This window comes from Mycobacterium sp. NPDC051804 (assembly GCF_044452905.1).
Taxonomy (GTDB): domain Bacteria; phylum Actinomycetota; class Actinomycetes; order Mycobacteriales; family Mycobacteriaceae; genus Mycobacterium.
Genome location: NZ_JBITCD010000007.1, coordinates 369800 through 391736 on the forward strand (window position 1 = coordinate 369800; position 21937 = coordinate 391736).

General features: G+C 65.7%; 13 protein-coding genes and 2 tRNA genes. 6 read left to right on the top strand and 9 right to left on the bottom strand.

The window, feature by feature from the left end:
• Positions 1–7: 7 nt before the first annotated feature.
• Both ACIA48_RS27695 and ACIA48_RS27700 read right to left on the bottom strand, forming a co-directional pair.
• Positions 8–217, bottom strand: a complete 210-nt coding sequence (locus tag ACIA48_RS27695) for a hypothetical protein (RefSeq protein ID WP_396739091.1) — start codon at positions 215–217, stop codon at positions 8–10.
• 97 nt (positions 218–314) lie between these two features.
• Positions 315–2192, bottom strand: coding sequence for an alpha/beta fold hydrolase (locus ACIA48_RS27700; RefSeq protein ID WP_396739093.1), 1878 nt, complete (start codon positions 2190–2192; stop codon positions 315–317).
• Between the two features lie 127 nt (positions 2193–2319).
• Between ACIA48_RS27700 and ACIA48_RS27705 the strand changes: the two genes are divergently transcribed.
• On the top strand, positions 2320–3102 hold the full coding sequence (locus ACIA48_RS27705) for an MmpS family transport accessory protein (protein WP_396739094.1): 783 nt from the start codon (positions 2320–2322) through the stop codon (positions 3100–3102).
• Positions 3103–3124: 22 nt separating this feature from the next.
• On the opposite strand, the gene ACIA48_RS27710 is transcribed toward ACIA48_RS27705, so the two are convergent.
• Positions 3125–4444 (bottom strand): MFS transporter, encoded by a 1320-nt coding sequence (locus tag ACIA48_RS27710; protein ID WP_396739096.1) that lies wholly within the window; start codon positions 4442–4444, stop codon positions 3125–3127.
• A 25-nt stretch (positions 4445–4469) separates the two neighbouring features.
• Here ACIA48_RS27710 and cmrA point away from each other — a divergent pair, with 25 nt between their 5' ends.
• On the top strand, positions 4470–5276 hold the full coding sequence (cmrA, locus tag ACIA48_RS27715) for a mycolate reductase (protein ID WP_396739098.1): 807 nt from the start codon (positions 4470–4472) through the stop codon (positions 5274–5276).
• Here the strand turns inward: cmrA and ACIA48_RS27720 are convergent.
• Positions 5273–6871, bottom strand: coding sequence for a helicase HerA-like domain-containing protein (locus ACIA48_RS27720; protein ID WP_396739100.1), 1599 nt, complete (start codon positions 6869–6871; stop codon positions 5273–5275). The genes cmrA and ACIA48_RS27720 overlap by 4 nt on opposite strands.
• A gap of 26 nt (positions 6872–6897) precedes the next feature.
• Between ACIA48_RS27720 and orn the strand changes: the two genes are divergently transcribed.
• Complete coding sequence (gene orn, locus ACIA48_RS27725) at positions 6898–7545, top strand: oligoribonuclease (RefSeq protein ID WP_396739102.1); 648 nt, start codon at positions 6898–6900, stop codon at positions 7543–7545.
• A 31-nt stretch (positions 7546–7576) separates the two neighbouring features.
• A tRNA-His gene (locus ACIA48_RS27730) sits at positions 7577–7649 on the top strand.
• A gap of 46 nt (positions 7650–7695) precedes the next feature.
• On the opposite strand, the gene ACIA48_RS27735 is transcribed toward ACIA48_RS27730, so the two are convergent.
• Positions 7696–8916: an Ig-like domain-containing protein gene (locus ACIA48_RS27735; protein WP_396739104.1), complete on the bottom strand. Its 1221-nt coding sequence runs from the start codon at positions 8914–8916 to the stop codon at positions 7696–7698.
• Between the two features lie 146 nt (positions 8917–9062).
• Between ACIA48_RS27735 and ACIA48_RS27740 the strand changes: the two genes are divergently transcribed.
• Positions 9063–9135 (top strand) — tRNA-Lys (locus ACIA48_RS27740).
• Positions 9136–9637: 502 nt separating this feature from the next.
• Here ACIA48_RS27740 and ACIA48_RS27745 read toward each other — a convergent pair.
• Complete coding sequence (locus tag ACIA48_RS27745) at positions 9638–9865, bottom strand: DUF3618 domain-containing protein (RefSeq protein ID WP_396739106.1); 228 nt, start codon at positions 9863–9865, stop codon at positions 9638–9640.
• Positions 9866–9978: 113 nt separating this feature from the next.
• Here ACIA48_RS27745 and bcp point away from each other — a divergent pair, with 113 nt between their 5' ends.
• A complete protein-coding gene (gene bcp / locus ACIA48_RS27750) occupies positions 9979–10452 on the top strand; it encodes a thioredoxin-dependent thiol peroxidase (RefSeq protein WP_396739108.1) in 474 nt (157 codons plus the stop codon).
• On the opposite strand, the gene ACIA48_RS27755 is transcribed toward bcp, so the two are convergent.
• Genes ACIA48_RS27755 through ACIA48_RS27765 form a run of 3 tightly spaced genes read right to left on the bottom strand, consistent with a single transcriptional unit; the run spans position 10429 to position 21454 of the window.
• Positions 10429–11775 carry a dipeptidase gene (locus ACIA48_RS27755; RefSeq protein ID WP_396739110.1) on the bottom strand — a complete coding sequence of 449 codons (1347 nt, stop codon included), beginning with the start codon at positions 11773–11775 and terminating at the stop codon, positions 10429–10431. The genes bcp and ACIA48_RS27755 overlap by 24 nt on opposite strands.
• Positions 11776–11791: 16 nt before the next feature.
• Positions 11792–12187: a holo-ACP synthase gene (locus tag ACIA48_RS27760; RefSeq protein WP_396739111.1), complete on the bottom strand. Its 396-nt coding sequence runs from the start codon at positions 12185–12187 to the stop codon at positions 11792–11794.
• A gap of 15 nt (positions 12188–12202) precedes the next feature.
• The gene (locus ACIA48_RS27765) at positions 12203–21454 is read right to left on the bottom strand and encodes a fatty acid synthase subunit beta domain-containing protein (protein WP_396739113.1); all 9252 of its coding nucleotides are present in this window, start codon (positions 21452–21454) and stop codon (positions 12203–12205) included.
• Positions 21455–21937 lie beyond the last annotated feature (483 nt).

Sequence of the window (21937 nt, forward strand, 5' to 3'; positions counted from 1 at the left end):
CAGTGGGCTATTGACTGGGCTGCGGAACGTTGCAGTCCGTTACCTTCGGGTTGACGCCCGCGTAGTTCAGCGGGCCGGCGACGACGGTGAGAGCGATACTTCCCGTTGTCGCGCAGTTGGTTGCGCCAGTTTCAAAGTAACCGCGCTGATAGGCCGCAAAAACGCCGATCAGCAACCAGATGAGCACTAAAACGCCGAGTAGCCCACCGCCTCGCATGCTGCGCCTCCATTTCTATTGGCGCCCCAAATCGGTGCGCACGCAGCGTGTTTACCCGGCAGACAATTTCTCAAACCTGTCTACGGCAACGATTGGGCTACGGCGTCCGACGAGGCGCAAAAGCGCTGAGAAGCCAGTCGCACATCGCCTTGACCAGCACAGCGCGATTCTCTCGCTTGTCGATCTCGTGGCCGTCGTCGTCGAATACCAGCTGTTCGACGGTGCGGCCGAGCGCCTTTAGCGCGGTGTACATCTGCAGAGATTCATCCGGGGGCACGTTGGTGTCGTTGGCGCCGTGGACGAGAAGCAGTGGCGCGGTCAACGCGTCCACCCGCTGCAGCGGTGACAACTGCTCCAGCAGGTCGCGGTCGCTGACCGGATGGCCGTACTTCGGATACGCGGCAGCGGCGATCCACGGTTCGGTGTTGCGATACCACGTATTCAGATCACTCATACCGCAGATGCTGATCCCCGCGGCAAATAGCTCGGGGTGAAAGGTAAGCGCAGCCTGGGTTAGGTAGCCCCCGTACGACCAACCGCAACATGCGATGCGATCGCGATGCGCATGACCATTGTCGGCCAGGAAGTTCACAGCATCGGCGACGTCGTCGATGGCCGCGAATCGCTTCTCTCGGTCGTCGGCATGCATGAAGGAGCGGCCGAACCCGCCAGAGCCCCGCACGTTCGGCAGGAACACCGAAATGCCCGCTTCGAGCAGGGGCGGGAAGAACTCGTTGTAGCCGGGTCTGCCCTGGCCTTCGGGGCCGCCGTGAAGGAACAACATCGCGCCGATCGGCTCGATCCCGTCGGGCGGCCGGAAGAGCCAACCGGTGAACGTCAGACCGTCACGCGCCGTGATCGTCTCCAGCGTCGGATCAGCCGATACCGGACCTAGACTCGGCTCACGGTCGATGGGCTCCCATTCGCGCGTCCGAGGATCGACCAACTCGACAGTCGCCGGCATCGAGGGGCTTTCCACCGTCATCGCCAGCATCGAGCCGCCGGCGCTGATGCTCAGCTCGCTGGCCACCATCCCGGGTAGCGGAATCGGCGGGTACGCGGTGTAGTCGGCGAGTTCGAGAATCTGTAATTCGCTGGCGCCGTTGATGTTCCACAGTATCGCTACGGTGGACAGATCATCGCTGACGGTGAACTCGTCGAACTCATATCCGGGTCGCTCCGCGATCACCTGATAGGACACCCCGTCTTCGGTGGTGATGACCTCGAGCAGGCGGGCGTGTTCGGCGCCGTTCTCGCTGCGGATCAGCGCGCGCACATAGCCTTCGGTGCTGCTGAGTTCTGAGGCCGTCGACGGCTGATAGAGCTCGTAGGAATCGCCCTCGACGCCGGTGCGCAAGCGCCGCGGACCATGATCGTCGAGGATGATCCCGCTGTCGGTCGTGGAGCCGGGATCATAAGGCAGCAATGCGATTTCGGTCAGACCGCGCAACATGATGAGGTCGCGGTACCCGCGAGGTCCGACCCGTACAAGTGCGGCTCCCGCCCAGGCGTCGACCAGTCTGCCGCCCGACCGCCGGTCGAGCACCACCGTTACCCCGTCGGCCGGGTCGATCAGGCACGAGCTGCCAACTCCGTCATCACCCGTCAGGATCGCCGCCACCCGGGTGCCATCCCAACCGATCAGCTCGGCGTTGCCTTCGGCGGCTCCCTCGGGCCACGTGTCGATGCGGCGGGCGTCACGGTCGTCGGGATCGGTTGTCACCACCCAGATCTGGCTGCGAGATCCACCCTCGGGCGCCACCTCACAGGCGAGCCAGTACCCGTCCGCGGAATGCATGACCCGATGCACCGGGCCTTCGACAGGCAGTTCGACATCACGCGAGGAACTCGCGCGCCACCCGCGCAGGAATCGCTGCACTGCGCGCGGATATCCGCCATCGTCGACTATGTGCGCGAACGCGGTGGCGTCCGGCGACATTGATGCCCCGTAGACGCGACGAACCTGCTCAGCCATCGTGACCAGAGTAAACCGAGGTCGCGGCCGGTAAACGTCGCCATCGCGACAGTGCGGACTGTCCGAACCTTTGCCATGGCGGCCGCCTGAGCGCCTGCACAGGTACCCTCGCAGCCATGAGGCGGGCATGACCGATTCACCACATCGCGGACGCGATGAGCAATCAGGCTCCCGCAACGGACCCGACCCGACACAGCCGCTGGGCAGCGGCTACCAGGGCTATCCCGATCCGGCGTACGCGAGTCAGGCCCCGTACGGCCCCACCTATCAGACCCCCGCGACGCCGCCGCCGACCGAGCAGTTGCCCTACGGCTACGACCCTTATTCGACCGGCCAGTACGGCGGGCAGTATCCCCCCGACGGGGCCGGAGAACCACCAGACGAGCCGAAGGCACCCCGCTGGCTGTGGGTGCTGGCCACAGCAGCGGTGCTTGCCGTCATCGCCCTGGTGATCGCATTGGTCGTCGTTTACGACAGCAGCTCCCGTCAGGAGACCGTGGTCGCGCCTCCGCCGTCGCTGACAGAGCCCAGCTCGCCGACCCGAACCCCGACCACGACGACGTCGCGCACACCCTCGGTTCCGGTGATCCCGCTGCCGACTCCGTCGACGACGCCACCGACCACCGACACCACCCCGGCGGGGCCCACCGAGACCGTGGTCTACGACGTCGTCGGAGAGGGCCGGGCCATCAACATCACCTACGTCGACAACGGCGGAGTGCTGCAGACGGAGTTCAACGTCGTGCTGCCATGGAGCAAAGAAGTTCAATTGCCGGTGCCTGCAGACGCTTCCGCGAGCATCAGCATCATCAACGTCGGCCGTGAAGTGAACTGCTCGATCTCGGTCAATGGTGTCCTGCTCGAGCAGCGCACGGGTGCCGGCCTGACGATCTGTGCCACGACGGGTTAGTTGGCCGAGCTAGTTCGCCGGGTTAGTTCGTCGCCACCCGGCCCGGCGTCTTCACCGCCAACATCGCGAGCATCCCCGCCAAGAGCACCACGATGATTCCGCCGATGCCCGCGCGGTCGCTACCGAAAATGGCGATGAACGTCGAGAACAGCACCGGAGCCAGATAGGACACCGCCCGGCCCGTGGTGGTGTACAGGCCGAAGGCGACCCCCTCTTTACCGTCGGCCGACATTCGCAGCATCAGCGTGCGTGCTGCCGACAACGTCGGACCGATGAAGAAACACAGCAGCAGCCCGCAGATCCAGAAGGCCAGCACACCCGACAGCATCATCAGGATGAGACCGACGACGATCATCGCCGTCAGTGAGCCGACGATCACCGGCTTGGCGCCGAGCCGGTCATCGAGGAAGCCGCCGATGATCGCGCCGATCGCGGCGATGACGCTGGCACTCACCCCGAACAGAAGCACGTCGGCTGACGAGACGCCGTAGACCTTGACTCCGAGCACCGCGCCGAAGGCGAACACACCGGTGAGCCCGTCACGGAACACCGCGCTGGCGATCAAGTAGTAGACGACGTTGGGATCTCGGCGCCATTCGCTGCGGATCTCGGTCCACAGCTTGCGATAGCCACCGAAGAAACCGCTTGCCGCGGCCGGCGCCTCGATGTCGGGCTTCGGGCTCGGCACGAGGATGAGAATCGGTAGCGCGAACAGCGCGAACCAGATCGCGGTGAAGACCATCGCAGCGCGGACGTTCTGGCCGTCGGCTGCGGGCAGATTCAACAGACCGGTGTGGTCACCGTCGCCGGAGACAAATCCGAAGTAGACCACCAGGAGCAACACGACACTGCCGAAATACCCGAGGCCGAGGCCGTATCCGGAAATCTGACCCGAGGTCTGGGGAGTGGACAGCTGCCGCAGCATGGCGTTGTACGGCACGGTGGCGAGGTCATTGCACGCCGAGGTGGCGGCCACGAGGACAAGACCGAGCGCGAGGTAGCGCCAGTCCTCACGGACCATGCTCATCGTCAGCGTGAACCCGACCGACAGCACACTGAGGATGGCCAACGCGCGTCGCCGCCGCCACGGTGTTTCCACCCACACCCCGGTGACTGGAGCGAGCAGCGCGACCACCAGACCGGCAGCGCCCAGCGCCCACCCGAGCCAGCTCGTCGCGCTGATGCTGCCGGGCAGTCCGTCACCAACGGCGTTGGTGAGGTAGATCGAGAACACGAAGGTCGCGACCACCGCGTTCAGCCCCGTCGAGCCGAAGTCCCACACTGCCCAGGAGACGATCTGCGACCGTCGCACCGTCGGTGCGGACGACGTCAGTTCGCTCATGAGGGCCCACGATATAGTCCGGCGCATGCCAGTACCCGCTCCCAGCGAAGAAGCCCGTGCTGTCGTCACCGGTGCGTCACAGAACATCGGCGAAGCGCTGGCCCTCGAGCTCGCGTCGCGCGGACACCACCTGATCATCACCGCACGCCGGGAAGAGGTCCTGCGGGCGCTGGCGGACCGGATCACCGGCCAGTACGGCGTGACGGTCGAGGTGCGTCCTGTCGACCTCGCGGATCCGAGCGATCGCGGGAAATTCTGCGAGGAGTTGGCCGTTCGCACCATCTCGATCCTGTGCGCGAACGCAGGCACCGCAACGTTCGGACCGATCGCGTCCCTCCCCGCCGACGGCGAGCTGGCCCAGGTTCAGCTCAATGTCCTTGGCGTTCATGACCTTGTGCTCGCGGTGGTGCCCGGAATGGTGGCGCGCAAGGCCGGCGGCATCCTGATTTCCGGATCCGCCGCGGGCAATTCGCCGATACCGAACAACGCGACATATGCGGCGAGCAAGGCGTTCGTCAACACTTTCAGCGAGTCGTTGCGCGGTGAGCTCAAGCGCCACGGGGTGCACGTCACCCTGCTCGCGCCTGGACCGGTGCGCGAGACGCTGCCGTCGGAAGCCGAACAGTCGCTCGTCGAGAAGCTGATCCCCGACTTCCTCTGGATCTCCACCGAGTACACCGCCAAGCTGTCGCTGGATGGCTTGGAGCGCAACAAGATGCGGATCGTCCCCGGTATCACCAGCAAGGCGATGTCGGTAGGCGCGGGCTACACGCCACGCGCGATCGTGACGCCGATCGTCGGCGCCGTGTACAACAAGCTCGGCGGCGGCTAGCGCCGGCGGCGGCGGCCCGTGCCGAAGATGCTTCGCGTGATCTCGCGGCCGATCACCGTGCCAGCCGACCGCATCGCGCTCTTGAACGCCGGGCTGTCCATCACCTTCTCGAGCATCCCCGGCTCAGCGGTCCCCCGGCTCTTGACCTCACCCGACGCTGTCGCACCCCCGACGTCGACCGGAAGCGGCGGCGGCAGCGAAGGGTCAGCGGCCGGCGGCGCGGGCGGTTCAGGCGGCGCCATCCTGGCGGACAACCGCTCGTAGGCAGAATCGCGGTCGATCGTCTGGCCGTACTCCGCTTGCAGCGGGCTGGCCTTGGCGGCCGCCGCGATCGCCTCCGGACCGATGGTGTCCATCAGCGAGCGGGGGGCACGCATCCTGGTCCACGCCACGGGCGTCGGCGCGCCCTTCTCGGACAGCACCGTGACGATCGCTTCGCCGATACCCAACGACGTCAAGGCCGTCTCCAGGTCGTAGACCTTAGTCTTCGGGTAGGTACGCACCGTCTTCGACAACGCCTTCTGGTCATCAGGGGTGAAGGCGCGCAACGCGTGCTGCACCCGCGCACCCAACTGTGAAAGCACCGCATTGGGCACGTCAGTCGGCAGCTGAGTGCAGAAGAACACACCGACGCCCTTGGAGCGGATCAGCTTGACGGTCTGCTCGACCTGTTCGAGGAAGGCCTTCGACGCATCGCTGAACAGCAGGTGGGCCTCGTCGAAGAAGAACACCAGCTTCGGCTTGTCGATATCGCCCACCTCGGGCAGCGTCGTGAAGAGGTCGGCGAGCACCCACATCAGGAAGGTCGAGAACATCACCGGCCGCGCGGCCTGCTCACCGACCTCGAGCAGCGTGATGATGCCGCGGCCCTGGTCGTCGAGGCGCATCAGGTCCTTGGGCTCCAGCTCGGGCTCACCGAAGAAGGTGTCGCCACCGTCGGCTTCGAGGTTGACCAAGGCCCGCAGGATGACGCCCGCAGTGGCCTTGGACACCGCGCCCAGTGCCTTGAGTTCCGGCTTGCCCTCGTCGCTGGTGAGGTACTGGATCACCGCGCGCAGATCCTTGAGGTCCAGCAGCGGCAGACCCTTCTGATCGGCCCAGTGGAAGATCAGGCCCAGCGTGGATTCCTGGGTTTGGTTGAGCCCCAGCACCTTTGACAACAGGATCGGGCCGAAGCTGGAGATCGTGGCCCGCACCGGAACACCGATGCCGGTGGTGCCGAGCGACAAGAACTCGACCGGATAGCCGGTGGGCGTCCAGTCATCGCCGGTGTCCTTGGCGCGCTGCTCGGTCTTGTCGTTCGATCCACCGGCCCGCGACAGCCCCGACAGGTCGCCCTTGACGTCGGCCATCAGGCACGGCACGCCAGCGGCCGACAGCTGCTCGGCGATCACCTGCAGCGACTTGGTCTTACCCGTACCCGTGGCGCCGGCAACGAGGCCATGCCGGTTGACGGTGGCCAACGGGATGCGGACCTGTGCAGTCGGGTCGCAGACACCGTCGACGACGACCGTGCCTAGTTGCAGGGCGGGACCCTCGAACGCGTAGCCGGCGGCAATTTGCTGGGCTCCAGTGGCGCTTGGCGCGTTGGTCATGGTCGCAAACAGTACTGTTGAGCGCTGTGCGTGACGAACTCGTGTGGATCGACTGTGAGATGACCGGCCTGGACTTGGGTACGGACCGGCTCATCGAGATCGCGGCGCTGGTCACTGACGCCGACCTCAACATCCTTGGCGATGGCATTGACGTGGTGATTCACGCCGACGAAGCCGCGCTCTCGTCGATGGTGTCCGTCGTCAGGGACATGCACGCTCGTTCGGGCCTGACCGAGGAGGTGCGGGCGTCGACAGTAGACATGGCCACTGCCGAAGAACTCGTCCTCGACTACATCCGCACGCACGTCAAACAAGCCAAGACCGCTCCCCTGGCCGGCAACTCGATCGCGACCGACCGTGGGTTCATCGCCCGCGACATGCCCAAGCTCGACGACTTCCTGCACTACCGGATGATCGATGTCAGCTCTATCAAGGAGCTGTGCCGCCGCTGGTATCCGCGGATCTACTTCGGCCAGCCCGAGAAGGGCCTCGCCCACCGTGCGCTGGCCGACATCCACGAGTCGATCCGCGAACTCAAGTATTACCGCCAGACCGCGTTCGTCGCCCCGCCTGGGCCATCCACCAGTGAAATCGCCGCGATTGCCGACCAGCTCGGCCCGCCGAACAACGACTCGACCGATATCGATTCGGCTGCAGAGCGTCCGAGCGGCTAGTATCGACGACGCCGCAGATGCTGTGGCGATGGTGGCTGTAGTTCAGTTGGTAGAGCACCAGGTTGTGATCCTGGCTGTCGCGGGTTCGAGTCCCGTCAGCCACCCAAATAAGTCAGGGAGCGAATTCGCTCCCTGACTTTTTTGTTGCGCTCAGACGTTCGCGTTGCCCGTCTTCCATTGCGACCAAGGGACGTTCCAGTCGCCCAACCCCTCGGTACCCGGCAGGATCGAGCCGACGGTGTTCGAAATTTCCACGATGTCGCCGCGCTTCGAGTTGTCGTAGAACCACTGCCCGTTGCTCGAGCTCACATTGATGCACCCGTGGCTGACATTGCTGTAGCCCTGGCTGCCCACGGACCACGGTGCGGCGTGCACGTAGATCCCGCTGTAGGAGATCTGCGTGGCCCAGTCCACCTCGGTGCGGTAACCGTTCGGGGAGTTCGTCGGCACACCGTAGGTCGACGAATCCATCACCATGTGCGACCGACGGTCACCGACGATGTAGGTGCCGTTGTTGGTCGGCGTGCTGTTCTTACCCATCGACACCGGCATGGTCTTGATGACCTCGCCGTTGCGCGTGACCGTCAACGTCTTGGTGTTGTCGTCGATGCGGGTGATCACCTCGTCGCCGATGGAGAAGTGCGTAGTGATGTTCTCCTGGCCGAACAACCCGTCGCCGAGGTCGACGCCGTAGGTATTGACGGCCACCTCGACCTTGGTACCCGGCTTCCAGTAAGCCGCTGGGCGCCAACGCACTTCGCGATTGTTCAGCCAGTAGAAGGCGCCCTCGACGGGAGGTGTGGTCGTGATCTTGATGGCCTGCTGGGCCGCGATCCGGTTCGGGATGTTCTCGTCGAACTGGACGGAGACCGGCTGCCCGACGCCGACGACCTCACCCTCGCTGGGCACCACGTAGGCCATCGTGAGGTTTTCCGGCGAGTGCGTCTCGAACGTCATCTGCCTGGAAGTGGCACCGCCGAGGCCGAGCGCTTCGGCGGTCAGGGTATAGCGCTTGTTGTAACCGAGCGGTTCAGCGGTAGCCCACTGCAGCCCGTCCTTGCTCAGCTTGCCTTCCACAGGCTCGCCGTCTTCGTTCACCATGGAGACTGCGCCCAGGACGCCGTCCTCCGCGCCGACGGTCACCGGTGACGCGGCGCTCACGCCGACGTCTCCGTCCTTCACCGACGCTGCGAGCTTGGGAAGGAGCAAATCGCCGAACGGCGTGCCCTTATCGGTGATGACCTGAGCCTGCGGCGGCGCGGAGTTGCTGCTACACGCGGACAGCCCCAGCACGATCGCGGGAATCAGCGCGATGACGGTCAGCCATCGACGATTGCGACGCGGACCGGCCACGGATCTGACCTGCCACATTGTTTGCTCCACCTCACGAATAGAAGAATCTCTGGGAATATTCTAAGGGCACGTGCCACCTAGGGCGCGACGACAGCGTCGCTCGCGAGCGGCAGGCGAGTAACGATTTCGCCCGTGCCGCGCGGCCTGTTATCGTCTCACACGCAGCGCCGTTAGCTCAGTTGGTAGAGCAGCTGACTCTTAATCAGCGGGTCCGGGGTTCGAAACCCTGACGGCGCACTCATTTTCTTACGCATCGCGGAGGCCGTTCATCGGCCGCACCCTTCGCATAGCACATCAGGATGGTTGCGGTTTACGTTTGCGTAAATACCCAGCTCGGCCCCGCAGTTCGATCCAGCTGTGTGTGCTGGACGTTACATAACTGAAGTTATGCTACGGATTACGCAGGGCAGATGATCGTTGCGGAAGGAACTCTTTCCACAAATTCTCCCGGTTCAAGCTGCCAAAAGAGGGCAAACCATGTTAAAGTCCGCATTAGCTGAAGTCGAGAGGCGAGGCCCGACGAGCATAACCGAACCTACGAGATGGGAAATTAGCTGATGGGGCAGATTGGCGCAGGGTTTGCAGCTGGTACGCCCAGCGCACCCGGCGACACCGACGTAACTGGGCAGGGTCCAGTCGCGGTGTACAACTGCAGCCGCATTGGTCGCGTCGCCAATCCCCCCGGTTCCTGGTTCACCGAGCTGTTCCGCTCCGCCCGCCGGCGTTGAGCTAAGACGCCTCAGCGCTGCCTGATACGGCGCACGACGACAAAGATCACGACCGTTCCGACGCCTGCGAGCGAAATGGCGACAGGCGGTTTCTTGACGAACGCCACCAAACCGGCCTTGAGGTCGTCGGCCAGCCGACGTGGGTTGGCGCGCTCAGCCAGAGAATCGACCGTCAGCGCCAGCTGGTCTCGAGCCAGGTCGATCTCCTGCTTGATGGTGTCGGGGTCGCGGTCCGCCACATCCATCTCCCATACGCGTCAAGCCCTGCTCCAAGTCTGGTGCCTTGCGGAACTACCCTAGATCAGCTCGCACTAATCGAAGTGCACCGGTCCATGAGAGGGGATCCGCACGCGTGCCACAGACTCCGCGACTCGAGGTGGGCGCCAAAGCCCCCACGTTCAGCCTGCCCGACGCTGACGGCAAGACCGTCAAACTCTCCGACTACAAGGGCCGCAAGGTCATCGTGTACTTCTACCCCGCCGCGTCCACACCGGGCTGCACGAAGCAGGCGTGCGATTTTCGTGACAGCCTCAGCGAGCTCAATGGAGCCGGACTCGACGTGATCGGTATCTCACCCGACAAGCCAGAGAAGCTGGCGAAGTTCCGGGACAAAGAAAAGCTGACGTTCCCTCTGCTGTCAGACCCCGACCGCGAGGTTCTCACCGCGTGGGGCGCCTACGGCGAAAAGATGATGTACGGCAAGACCGTTCAGGGTGTCATCCGTTCGACGTTCGTGGTCGACGAGAAAGGGAAGATCGCCGAGGCGCAGTACAACGTCCGGGCCACCGGCCACGTCGCCAAGCTACGTCGCGATCTGTCCGTCTGAACCGAGGTTCGCCAGCAGCAGCGCCTCAGCGGTCGCGGCACGCTCCAGCACCCCGAGATGCAGGCTTTCGTTGACGCTGTGCGCTTGTGTCGCAGGGTCTTCCACACCGGTCACCAGGATCTTGGCCGACGGGAACGCCGCGGCGAACTCCGCGATGAACGGAATGGAGCCACCGATTCCGGTGTCGACGGGCTCGGCACCCCACGCCTCCCGAAATGCCGAGCGGGCGGCGTCGTAGACGGCTCCAGTGGCGTCGATGGCGTACGGCTGCCCGAGGTCGCCGGGGGTGACGGTCACGTGGGCACCCCACGGCGCATTGGTCTCGAGGTGACGGGTAAGCGCCGCCAGGTGCTCTCCCGCGTCACCGCCCGGTGCTACGCGCATGCTGACCTTCGCGCGCGCCCGCGGAATCAGCGTGTTGGACGCCTTGTCGATCGGCGTCGTGTCGATGCCGATCACCGTGATCGCCGGTTTGGCCCAAAGTCGTTGTGGTACTGAACCGGAACCGATTTCGCGGACACCGTCCAACATGCCCGTCTCCGCACGGACGCGCTCCGGCGAGTAGTCGACATCCGCCGCTGTGGCTTCGTGCAGTCCCTCGATGGCCACGTTGCCCTCATCGTCGTGCAGGCTGGCCAGCAGGCGCACCAGGACCGTCAGTGCATCGGGTACGGCACCACCCCACAAACCCGAGTGCAGACCGTGATCCAACGTCGCCACCTCCACGACACAGTCGGCCAGGCCGCGCAGAGTCACGGTCAACGAGGGGTTGTCGGTGCTCCAGTTGTCGGAATCGGCGATGACGATCACGTCGGACGCCAGCGTCTCGCGGTGTGCCGCCAGCAGAGCGGACAGCGACGGCGAACCCGACTCCTCCTCCCCCTCGACGAACACTGTCACCCCGACCGGCGGGTTACCGTCGTGCGCCCGGAACGCCGCCAAATGCGTTGCGATGCCCGCCTTGTCGTCGGCGGTGCCGCGGCCATAGAGGCGCCCGTCGCGTTCGGTGGGTTCGAAGGGCGGTGAGTTCCACTGCGAGTGGTCGCCCTCGGGCTGAACGTCATGGTGGGCGTAGAGCAAAACCGTGGGCGCACCGGGCGGGGCAGGGTGCCTCGCGATGACGGCAGGCGCGCCGCCTTCGCTGACGATCTGCACATCGTCAAAACCTGCCTCCGACAACAGCTTTACCACAGCGTCGGCACTGCGTTGCACTTCACCGCGGCGGGCCGGATCGGCCCACACCGACTGGATACGTACGAGGTCTTCCAGGTCGCGGCGCACCGACGGCAGCACGTCGCGAACCCGTTGCACGAGATCGCTCATGATTCGAGGCTAGCGGCTAGTCGTGTGACTCCAGGATCACCACTGCCGCGGCCGTATCGCCCTCGTGGGTCATCGATACGTGAATGGTCACACCCTTCAGATGCTCTCCGATGGCACCGGTGAGACGCACCTTCGGCCGCCCCCACATATCGGTGACGACCTCGATGTCACGGTGAATGCCCTCCGGCAGCATCGGCCGCTTGGCGAACCGCGACCCCGACCACGCCTTGATGACGGCCTCCTTGGCCGCCCAACGTGCCGCCAGGTGCCGCGCCGCCGACGAACTCTTGTCGGCGGCGTCGCGGCGCTCACCGGGCGTGAACGTCTCTGCGAACACCGTCCCCGGCTGGTCGACCTGTTCTGCGAAGTCGGGTATGGAGACGAGATCTATCCCCACACCTACTACCGCCATGCGCAAGAACCTATCTCACTGCCCTGAACGCATGTACACGTCGTCGTCGCCCAGCCGTGACGTCTCGTCGAGAAGCATCGCGGCTTCCTGCCGCTTCTCCGGCGAATCGCCGTTGAAGCGACGGCCGTCCGGCTTCTCGTATAGCGGCTGTCCGCCCGCGATCGCCGAGGCCAGCCGCAGCTGACCCGCGAGGATGCGCGAATCGGCCCTGCGCTTGTAGTCCTCACGCTGCTTGGGGCTCAGCGCCGCCGCGAATGCCTGCGGATGCACCAGCGCGATCACACCGGACACGTGGCCAAACCCGAGGCTGGTGATCAGACCGGCCTTCAGCGGGAACTTGTCACCGAACTTGAGGCTGTCGCGCAGCCACACGAGGTGTGCGGCACCGGCGAGCTCGTCGTCGACGCAGTCCAGGCTCCGGTTCGGCGGTAGCACGCCGTCGCGCAACATCTGGATCATGCCCATCATCTGGAATACCGCCGCGCCACCCTTCGAGTGACCCGTCAGGCTCTTCTGCGACACCACGAACAGCGGCGCACCCGGCGAGCGGCCCAGCGAATCGGCGAGCCGCTCGTGCAATTCAGTCTCGTTCGGATCGTTGGCCAGCGTGGAGGTGTCGTGCTTGGACACCACCGCGATGTCGTCGGCGCCGACCCCCAGCTTCGCGAGCGAGCGGGCCAGCTCCGAGCGACGGCCTCCGCGACCGGCACCCAGCGCACCGATACCCGGAGCCGGGATCGAGGTGTGCACACCGTCGGCGAAGGAGGACACGTAGCCAACGACCGCGAGCACGGGCAGACCCATGTTCAAGGCCAGATCCCCACGGGCGAGCAGGATGGTTCCGCCACCCTGTCCCTCGACGAACCCGAGTCGGCGACGGTCGTTGGGGCGCGAGAACATCGAGTCGCTGATGCCCTTGGCGCGCATCATCTCGGTGTCCGCGGTGGCCGCCATGTCACCGAAGCCGATGACGGCTTCCAGCGTGGTGTCGTCGTAGCCGCCGGCGACGACGAATTCCGCCTTCCCGAGGCGGATCTTGTCGACACCCTCCTCGACCGACACCGCCGCGGTGGCGCACGCGCCGACCGGGTGGATCATCGCGCCGTAGCTGCCGATGTAGGACTGAACGACGTGACCTGCGATCACATTGGGCAGGCACTCCTGCAGAATGTCATTCGGCTTGTTCCTGCCCAGCAGGTTGCCGTGGTACATCGTCTGCATCGACGTCATGCCGCCCATGCCGGTGCCCTGAGTGCTGGCCACCAGGCTGGGGTGCACCCAACGCATCAGCTCGGCCGGGGTGAAGCCCGCCGACAGGAACGCGTCGACCGTCGTGACGAGGTTCCACAACGCAAGCCGGTCAATGGAATTCGTCATGTCCGGCGTCACGCCGTACACCTCGGGGTTGAACCCGGTCGGCACCTGCGCGCCGACGGTGCGCGTCAGCTTCACCTTGCGCGGCACGCGGATCTCGGTGCCGGCCTTGCGCGTCACCTGCCAGTCGGTGCTGTCGGGCACCGGGGTGATGACGGTCTGGTCCGGGTCGAACCGGACGAAGGCCCGCGCTTCCTCCTCGGACGACACCACGAAGGTGAAGTCCTTGTCGAGGAACACCGAAACCAGCAGCGGCGACGCGTGATCGGGGTCGATCGCACCGTCATCGACGAACTCGCGGATGCCCACACGTTCGGCGACGGCGTCGTGATAGCGCTCGACAAGTTCGCCCTCGTCGACGAGATCGCCTGTCTCCGTGTCGTACCAACCCGGCGTGGGATCGTCCTCCCACTTGACCAGGCCGGTCGTCCACGCCAGCTCCAGCACGCCGGCGGCCGACAGCTCGTTGTCGAGCTCCATCTCGAAGCGCGTGCGCGACGAACCGTACGGTCCCAGCTCGGCGCCGCCGACGATCACCACCATGTCGGCGGGATCGATGTCGAGATCGGCCCACTCCGGCGGCGGTGCCGACCGGAAGCCGCGCGGCGGGGACGGCAGCGCGCGGATCGTGCCCTGCTCGTCGTCCTCCTCGTCAGCACTCTCGGCGCTGCCCATGGCCTGCTCGTCACGGGCCTTGGCGGCCAGCTCGGCGAGGTCGAGCTCGACCTCGGCCAGGCCACCGGTCAGGTCCGCCTGCAGCGGCTCACGCGCCGCCGCGACCTTGGACTCGATGTCACAGAGGGCGAGCAACATCCTCGCCATCTCCTCGGTCGTGTACGTGACCACACCGGCTTCCTCGACCGCACCGACGATTGCGTCGTTGTGGCCCATCAGCCCCGTGCCCTTGGTCCAGCCGATCAGCGCATGTGCCAGCGAAACCCGCTGCGCCCACGACGATTCGGCCTTCCAGCGGGTCACAAGCGCGTCGAGCGCCGACTTGGACTCGCCATAGGCGCCGTCACCGCCGAACATGCCGCGGTTCGGGGAACCCGGCAGCACGACGTGCAGGCGCGCGGCGATATCGCGTTCCGCGCCGACGTGCGACAGCCCACCGATGAGCCGCTGCACGGCCCACAGCAGAACCTTCATCTCCATCTCGGCGCGCGATCCCGCGTCCGACAGGTCGCCTGCCACGCGCGGTGCCGCGAACGGAAACAGCAGGGTCGGCGTCAGCGCGTCCTTGAGGTGAATGGATTTCGGCCCAAGGCTTTCCGTCTGCTCCGTACCGACCCACGACACGAGGTCGTCGATGTCGCTGTAGGACGCCATGTTGGCGGGCACGACCCACAACTTGCCTTCGAAGCGGGCGTTGTTCCGGTAGAGGTCGCGGTAGAACGCTAGCCGGTCGTCGTTCAGGTTCGACGTCGTCGCGATGACCGTCGCTCCACCGTCGAGCAGCTGGGCCACCACCGACGCGGCGATGGACCCCTTAGACGCACCGGTCACCACCGCGACCTCGTCGCTGTAACGGCCCTTGCCCGGATTCTCGGCTCCGGCCGCGGCGCGGCCGTAGATCGATGCGTGGATGTTGCGGCCCGCCGCCAATGCCTTGCCCTGCCACCAGGTGGCCTGGGTACCGACGACGTGGCCGGCACCTTCGAACCGCTCGGAAAGACGTTGCCAGTCAACGTCGATCTCGCCGTCCTCGAGCAACCAGAGCCTGGCCAGATCCTCACGTGCGCTCGCCCAGCGGTCGTCGAACAGCACCGCCTTGCGGCCGTCGAACGTCGGCGCCACCAAACGCGGCCAGTCCGAACCCAATTCGGCAGTGACCAGATCGATGAGCTCGGCGTCCGTCGCCTCGGGCGCACTGACCGGCTTCTCAAGGCCGAGCTGGCCCAGGATCAACCGCGCCGCCGAGGCCAGCACACCGTTGGGTCCGGTCACCTGATCGGCGAACTCGCCGAGCGCCGCGGAATCCACGACGCCGCCCCCACCGCCGGCGGCGGCGGGCAGTGTGACCGCCACGCCCTTGCGTGCGCCCACCGATGCCACTGCGGCGTCGATGACCTTGTCGACACTGGCGGCGTCGGCTAGCGCACCGCTGTGCAGGCCACCCAGGTCGCCACCGCGGACGCTGGAGCCCTCGCGGGTGCCGAGCGCCACCTCGACGGTGACGTGCTTGACCCACCCGTCGCCGAGCTCCCAGGTCTTCTTGACCCGTTCGGCGATGTACGCCGGCCGCTTGCCCGACGGGCCGAGGACCGTTCGGAGCTGGTCGTTGACGGCGTCGGAAAGCACTGGGCCGTAAGGCTTGTAGGTACGCGCCAGCTTGGTAACCTGTCCCTTCAGTCCAGCCAGATCGGCCTCCGCGGCCCCGTCGATGGCACCGAGGTTGAGCTCAGAGCCGAGGTCGACGAGCAGCTGGTTGCGTCGTGACGACGCACCGTCGGTGATGGACTCGATGGAGTCCAGCGCTTCGATCTGATCGATGCGCATCTTCGCCGACAGCGCGATCAACGCCGTGGTGGCGTCGGCGGCGTCGTAGACCAGGTCGTCTGGACGCGGACCACCCGAGGGTGCCGCAGGTGCGGCGGCGGGCGCGGGTGCGGCCTCGACCGGCGCCGCGGTTTCGGTGGCCGCGGGTGCCTCGTCGCCACTGTCGTCGGCGTCGAGGTCCGGCTCGGGATCAGTATCGGTGGCGAACAGCACCGCGGCGTCACGCTCGGAGTTCAACACCTCGGTGGTGCTGTGCGAATACTCGGGCAGCTTCAGCGTGTTGGTGGCCAAGCCGGCCACGGTCGGCGCGGACTTCACGCCGATCTCGACGAACCGCTCGATGCCGAGGCCGCCTGCCGCCTCCTCGATGAAGAGCAGGTCCTGCGTCTCGATCCAGCGCACCGGGCTGGCAAATTGCCATGCCAGCAGCTCGATCACGATCTTGCGCATCAACTCGCTGGGCTTCTCATTCCGCCAGGTGTCGTAGTCGGCGAGGACCTCGTCGAGCGGTTCGGCCGGCACCAGATCGCGGATTTCCTGAATGAAGTCCTTATCCAACGTGAACGGCCGCGGAACCAGGTTGGGGATGTACTTGCCGACGATCAGGTCGGGATCCGCGTCGCGCGGCATGACGCGCTCGAGTGAGCGCCGGAAGTCGGCGACACCGACGCGCAGCACGGACGAGTGGAACGGGACATCGATGCCGGGCACCAGGATGAACGAGCGCTTACCGCCGGTGATCTCACGACGCTGCTCGACCTCTTCCTCGAGCACCTCGAGACCGCGCACCGTACCCGCGATGGCGTACTGCGAGCCCCGCAGGTTGAAGTTGACGATCTGCAGGAATTCGCCTGTGCGCTCAGAGATCTCGTCGATGAATCCGGGCACGTCGTCGTCGTCGAGGTCGATCTGCGACGGCCGGATCGCTGCCAGCCGGTAGTTGGACCGACCCAGGTGGTCGCGCGGGACGATGTCGTGCATCTTGCTGCCGCGGTGGAACACCACCTCGAGCAGCGCGTCCAGCTCGTAGACACCGCTGACACAAGCCAATGCCGTGTACTCACCGACGGAGTGGCCGCACGCCAGCGCACCTTCGACGAACGCGCCCTGCTCCCGCATCTCGGCCACTTGGGCGGCCGCCACCGTCGCCATCGCGACCTGGGTGAACTGCGTCAAGAACAGCACGCCGTCGGGGTGGTGATAGTGGACACCGCTGGCGATCAGGCTGGTCGGGTTGTCCCGCACCACGTGCAGCACCGAGAAGCCCAGCGTGTCACGGGTGAACTTGTCGGCGGCATCCCACACCTTTCGCGCGGCCTTGGACCGGGAGCGGACCTCCATGCCCATGCCCTTGTGCTGGATGCCCTGGCCGGGGAACGCGTAGACGGTCTTTGGGGCTGCCAGCTGTGCCGTCGCCGACATCACTAGCTCATTGTTGACGCGAGCCGCGACCTCGACGATCTCTGCGCCGCGGTCGATGCCGACTCGGTCGACTCTGAAGTCGATGTCATCGCCGGGGAGGACCATGCCCAGGAATCGCGACGTCCAGCCGACCACATGGGCCGGCGGTGCGGCCTTGCCGTCGGTCGCGGCGACGACGTGCTGGGCCGCCGCTGAAAGCCACATGCCATGCACGATGGGCGATTTCAGCCCCGCCAGCAGCGCGGCGGCGCGGTCAGTATGGATCGGGTTGTGGTCCCCGGACACGACCGCGAAGGCACGCATGTCGGTCGGTGCCGCGACGGTGACGTCACGCCGGCGACGACGAGGCGTCTCGGTCGCGTTGTCGGTGATCGCACCACCGGCGCGCGGCGGGTCGCTCAGTTCTGCCCAACCGGTACGGCCCCGGATGGCGAACCGTTCCTCCAGCTTCGCCAGCACGTTGCCGTCGGCGTCGGCGACGTCGACGGTGACCGGCACGACACGTCCGTACTCGGTGTCGAAGGCGGCCGAACTCGTTGCGGTGATCGTCAATTGGGCGGCCGACTTCGGCAGCGGCGAAAGCAGATGGGCGGCGTGGTCCAGGTGCACCAGACTCAGTAGACCTTCGACGACAGGGCTTCCGTCGTCGGTGACCGCGGCACCGATGGCTGCGAAAACCGCGGGCCAGCAATTGCCGACGAGCGCGTCGGGGACCAGCGTGAGACCCGGCGCCAGCGGCGCCCCGAACGTGGCGGTGACACCGGTGTGATCGGCTACCTCCTCGGGATCCCATTCGACGTTGACCGTCGCAGTGTTGTCATGCACAGGCGGCAACGCGTCGGGACCGTCGACACCTGCGGCTATCGCGAGGACAGAGCGCATCGCGTTCGATGCGTCCTCGACGGTCACGACCGGCATGCCGCCGTTGACGGTGCACGATGGCAGCGTGAAGCGGATGTCGATCCAGATGGTGCTCAGCGGGACACTCAGCGTAACGGTTTCGCCATTCAATTCGAGCCGCGCACCAGTGGACGGGTGTGTGGCGCTGCGGTTTTCGTTGGCTTGCCACTCGTCTGGGGCACCGATGCGGTGCACCGGGTTGATGGCGGTGCGGCCCGCCCACAGCACGTCGGGCGAATCAAGCACGACCGCGAGCGCACCGGTGACATCCTCGCGCGCCTGGCGGCGGGACACCACCGGCGCCGGCTCGGCACCTGCGGCGAGCAACTCGTCGATGGCCGCCTGCTCGAAGCGGTCCAGCAGTTCGCCGACAGGCTCATCAACGCGCGTGATCCCGGCAACCGCTTGCGTGCCGGGGATGATGCACACCTGGTCGGCGGTGTAGCGCGCGTCATGGGCTTGCCATAACGAATCGCTGCGCCACCAGCGCCGCACGTCCTTGTCGATGACGGGCACGAAGTTGACAGGCTTGCCCATCGTCTTGCACAACGTGATAAAGAACGGCACGTCGGCCGGGTGCAGCTTCAGCGTCGCGGCATCCGAGTACCGCTGCAGCAGCCGATCGATCGCGGTCTGCGGATCCTCCAGCAGCGCTTGACCTTCGGCCGTGTCCGCGAAGAGCGTCTCGATCGGGCCGGAGTCCTGCGGATGCAGTCGCGCCTCGGCGCGCTTGAGCATGTCGGTGAATCGGTCGCGCCACGTGTCGGCGATCCAAGGGCTGCGCGGGGTCGCGGTGTCGGCGGTGCTGTCGCCGTCACCGATCGTCAGCTCGACGTACCGGTTCAGCCACTGCAGATAGGTCATATCGCTGATGTCGCCGAAGTAGGGCTTGGCCGTGTTGGCCATCGCGGCGATCAGCTCGTCACGGCGCACCGCGACGGCGTGCGCGTCACCGGCGACCTCGTCGAGCAGTCGGCCGCAACGGGATGCGGTGTTGTCGATCTCGTGGATGTCCGCGCCCAGCTGGCTGCGGCTGGAAGCCATGCCGCCGTTGGCTTTTCCGGCACTGATCCAGTGATCGGTGCCGGTGGTCTCGACCAGCATCTGCTTGACGGCCGGCGAGGTGGTGGCCTCCAGGGTGGCCATGGCCGCGGTCCCGACGAGAATCCCGTCGACCGGCATCTCGGGAAATCCGTATGCCTTGGACCACTCACCCGACAAGTACTCCGCCGCTCGTTCGGGTGTGCCGATGCCGCCGCCGACGCAGATGGTGATGTTCGACAGCTTCCGTAGATCGGCGTATGTCGCGATCAGCAGATCGTCGAGATCCTCCCACGAGTGGTGGCCGCCCGCGCGACCACCCTCGATGTGCACGATGACATCCTTGCCGGGCACCTCGGTGGCGATATTGATTACCGACTTGATCTGCCCGACCGTGCCGGGTTTGAACACCACGTGGCTGAGGCCCACGGTGTTCAGCTCGTCGATCAGCTCGACGGCTTCCTCTAGATCGGGGATGCCGGCACTCACCACGACGCCGTCGATGGGAGCACCAGACTGACGGGCCTTCTGCACCAACCGTTTTCCGCCCACCTGAAGCTTCCATAGGTAGGGATCCAGGAACAGGGTGTTGAACTGCACGGCGCGGCCCGGCTCGAGCAGGGTGGTGAGTTCGGCGATGCGGTCGGAGAAGATCTCCTCAGTGACCTGACCGCCGCCGGCCAGCTCAGCCCAGTGGCCCGCGTTGGCCGCCGCGGCAACGATCTTGGCGTCGACGGTCGTGGGGGTCATGCCGGCGAGCAGGATCGGCGAACGCCCGGTCAGCCGGGTGAACTTGGTAGACAACTTCACCGAGCCGTCGGGCAGCTGCACGGTGGTCGGCTTGAAGCTCGACCACGGGGGCAGCACCTCGGGCTCGGCACCGACGGTGAACAGGTTGCGCTGACCTACGCGGGTCGCAGCGGGGATCAGGCCGACACCCAGACCGCGCACGATTGGTGCGGTCAGCCTGGTAGCAGTGTCGCTGGGGCCGAGGTCGACGATCCACTTGGCCCCGGAGGCGTGCAGTCGCTCGATCTCGGCAACCCAATCGACGGGCTTGACGAAGACCGATTCGGCGAAGTCGAGGGTGAGCTCGGGATCGAGCTGTGTGCGCGCGGCCCATTCGGAGATGAGGTCGACTGCGGGGGTCAAGCGAGGCGTGTGGAAACCGACCTCGACCTGGATGCCGTGGAACTCCGGAGCGAAGACGGCGCCGCCGCGGATCTTGTTCTTCCGCTCGGCCTCTTCGCGCTCGGTGATTTTGCTGCAGTAGAGCTCAAATCGACCGAGCTGCTCCGGCGTCCCGGTGATTACGACGGAACGCCTGCCGTTGCGAATCGACAGCACGGGCGGAAGTACGGTGCGGACGTCTTTGCTGAACTCCTCGAGCAACTCGCCGATCCGATCGGGGTCAGCGTTGGTCACCGACACCATCGGCGTCTTACTTCCACGGCCCACCATGCCCCGGCGGCGCGAGATCAGCGAACCGGCGGCCCCGCCGAGTTGCAGCATCGCCAAGATCTCGGCGTCACGGGCGCCCTTGGCAGCCAGCGCGGTGCACGCGAACTTGCCCTGGGAGTGGCCGGCCATCGCCACCGGCGGGGCGCCGTACAGATCGAGGCCCTGTTGGACAAGCGCGCGGATAGCGGCGATCTGGTTGAGCAAAATGCCGGGGGCCGAAATCGCCACGGAGGTCAGCTGACGGGCCGGGGGCAGCGGCTCCTCGGCGGCCAGCGCGCGGACCCATTGCATGGGTTCGAAGCCGATCGGGCGCACCACGACCAGTTCGCGAGCCACCGGCTCGAGCAGCAGTTCGGCCTCGGCGACAATCTGACTCAGTTCGGACTCGATGCCGGCCGAGCTGACGAGTTCTTCGAGGTTCTCCAGCCAGGCAGCACCCTGGCCGCCGAACGCGACGGCGTACGGTTCACCGGCATTCAGCCGATCAACGAGCGCCTGCGCCGGCTGACGGGCTCCCGGGCGTTCGGTGGTTGAGGCGGTGGTCACCCGGCGCTGCTCGTTGATTGTCACGTCTTGTTTTCTCCTCGGTACCGTCTAGCGCGTATCGCTCGTCGTCTGTGGGCTGTGTCGTCTCTGGAAGCTGGCGGCCTGCGCTCCCCCGCGGAGGCCAAGCGATTCAGCGTTGAATCTCGATGTCGAATTCCGACTCGTTCATCCGGTCCAGCGGACACTCCAGCCGTACTAAGACTGGCATAAGAACCACGACCATTTTCGCCCCCGAAATGGTTACTAGCGAGTTCTACGCACGGGTAACAGGCCGTTCGATAACGCGTGGCTCGAAACGGGCCGAACCTATCCGGTACAAACGTCCTGCATGCGGGTGGTTACGGTCGAGTAGGTGTAACAGCGCTGATCAAGGCAGTATTGTTATCGAATCGTTATGTGAAAATTTTCGCACTTTTGAACTGCGGCGTCGCAGAGCGCCAAGTCGACAACTGGACACGATTTGTCTTGTCTGAGGCGCCGGCCACGACAGAAAGTTTGCTGGCTCTA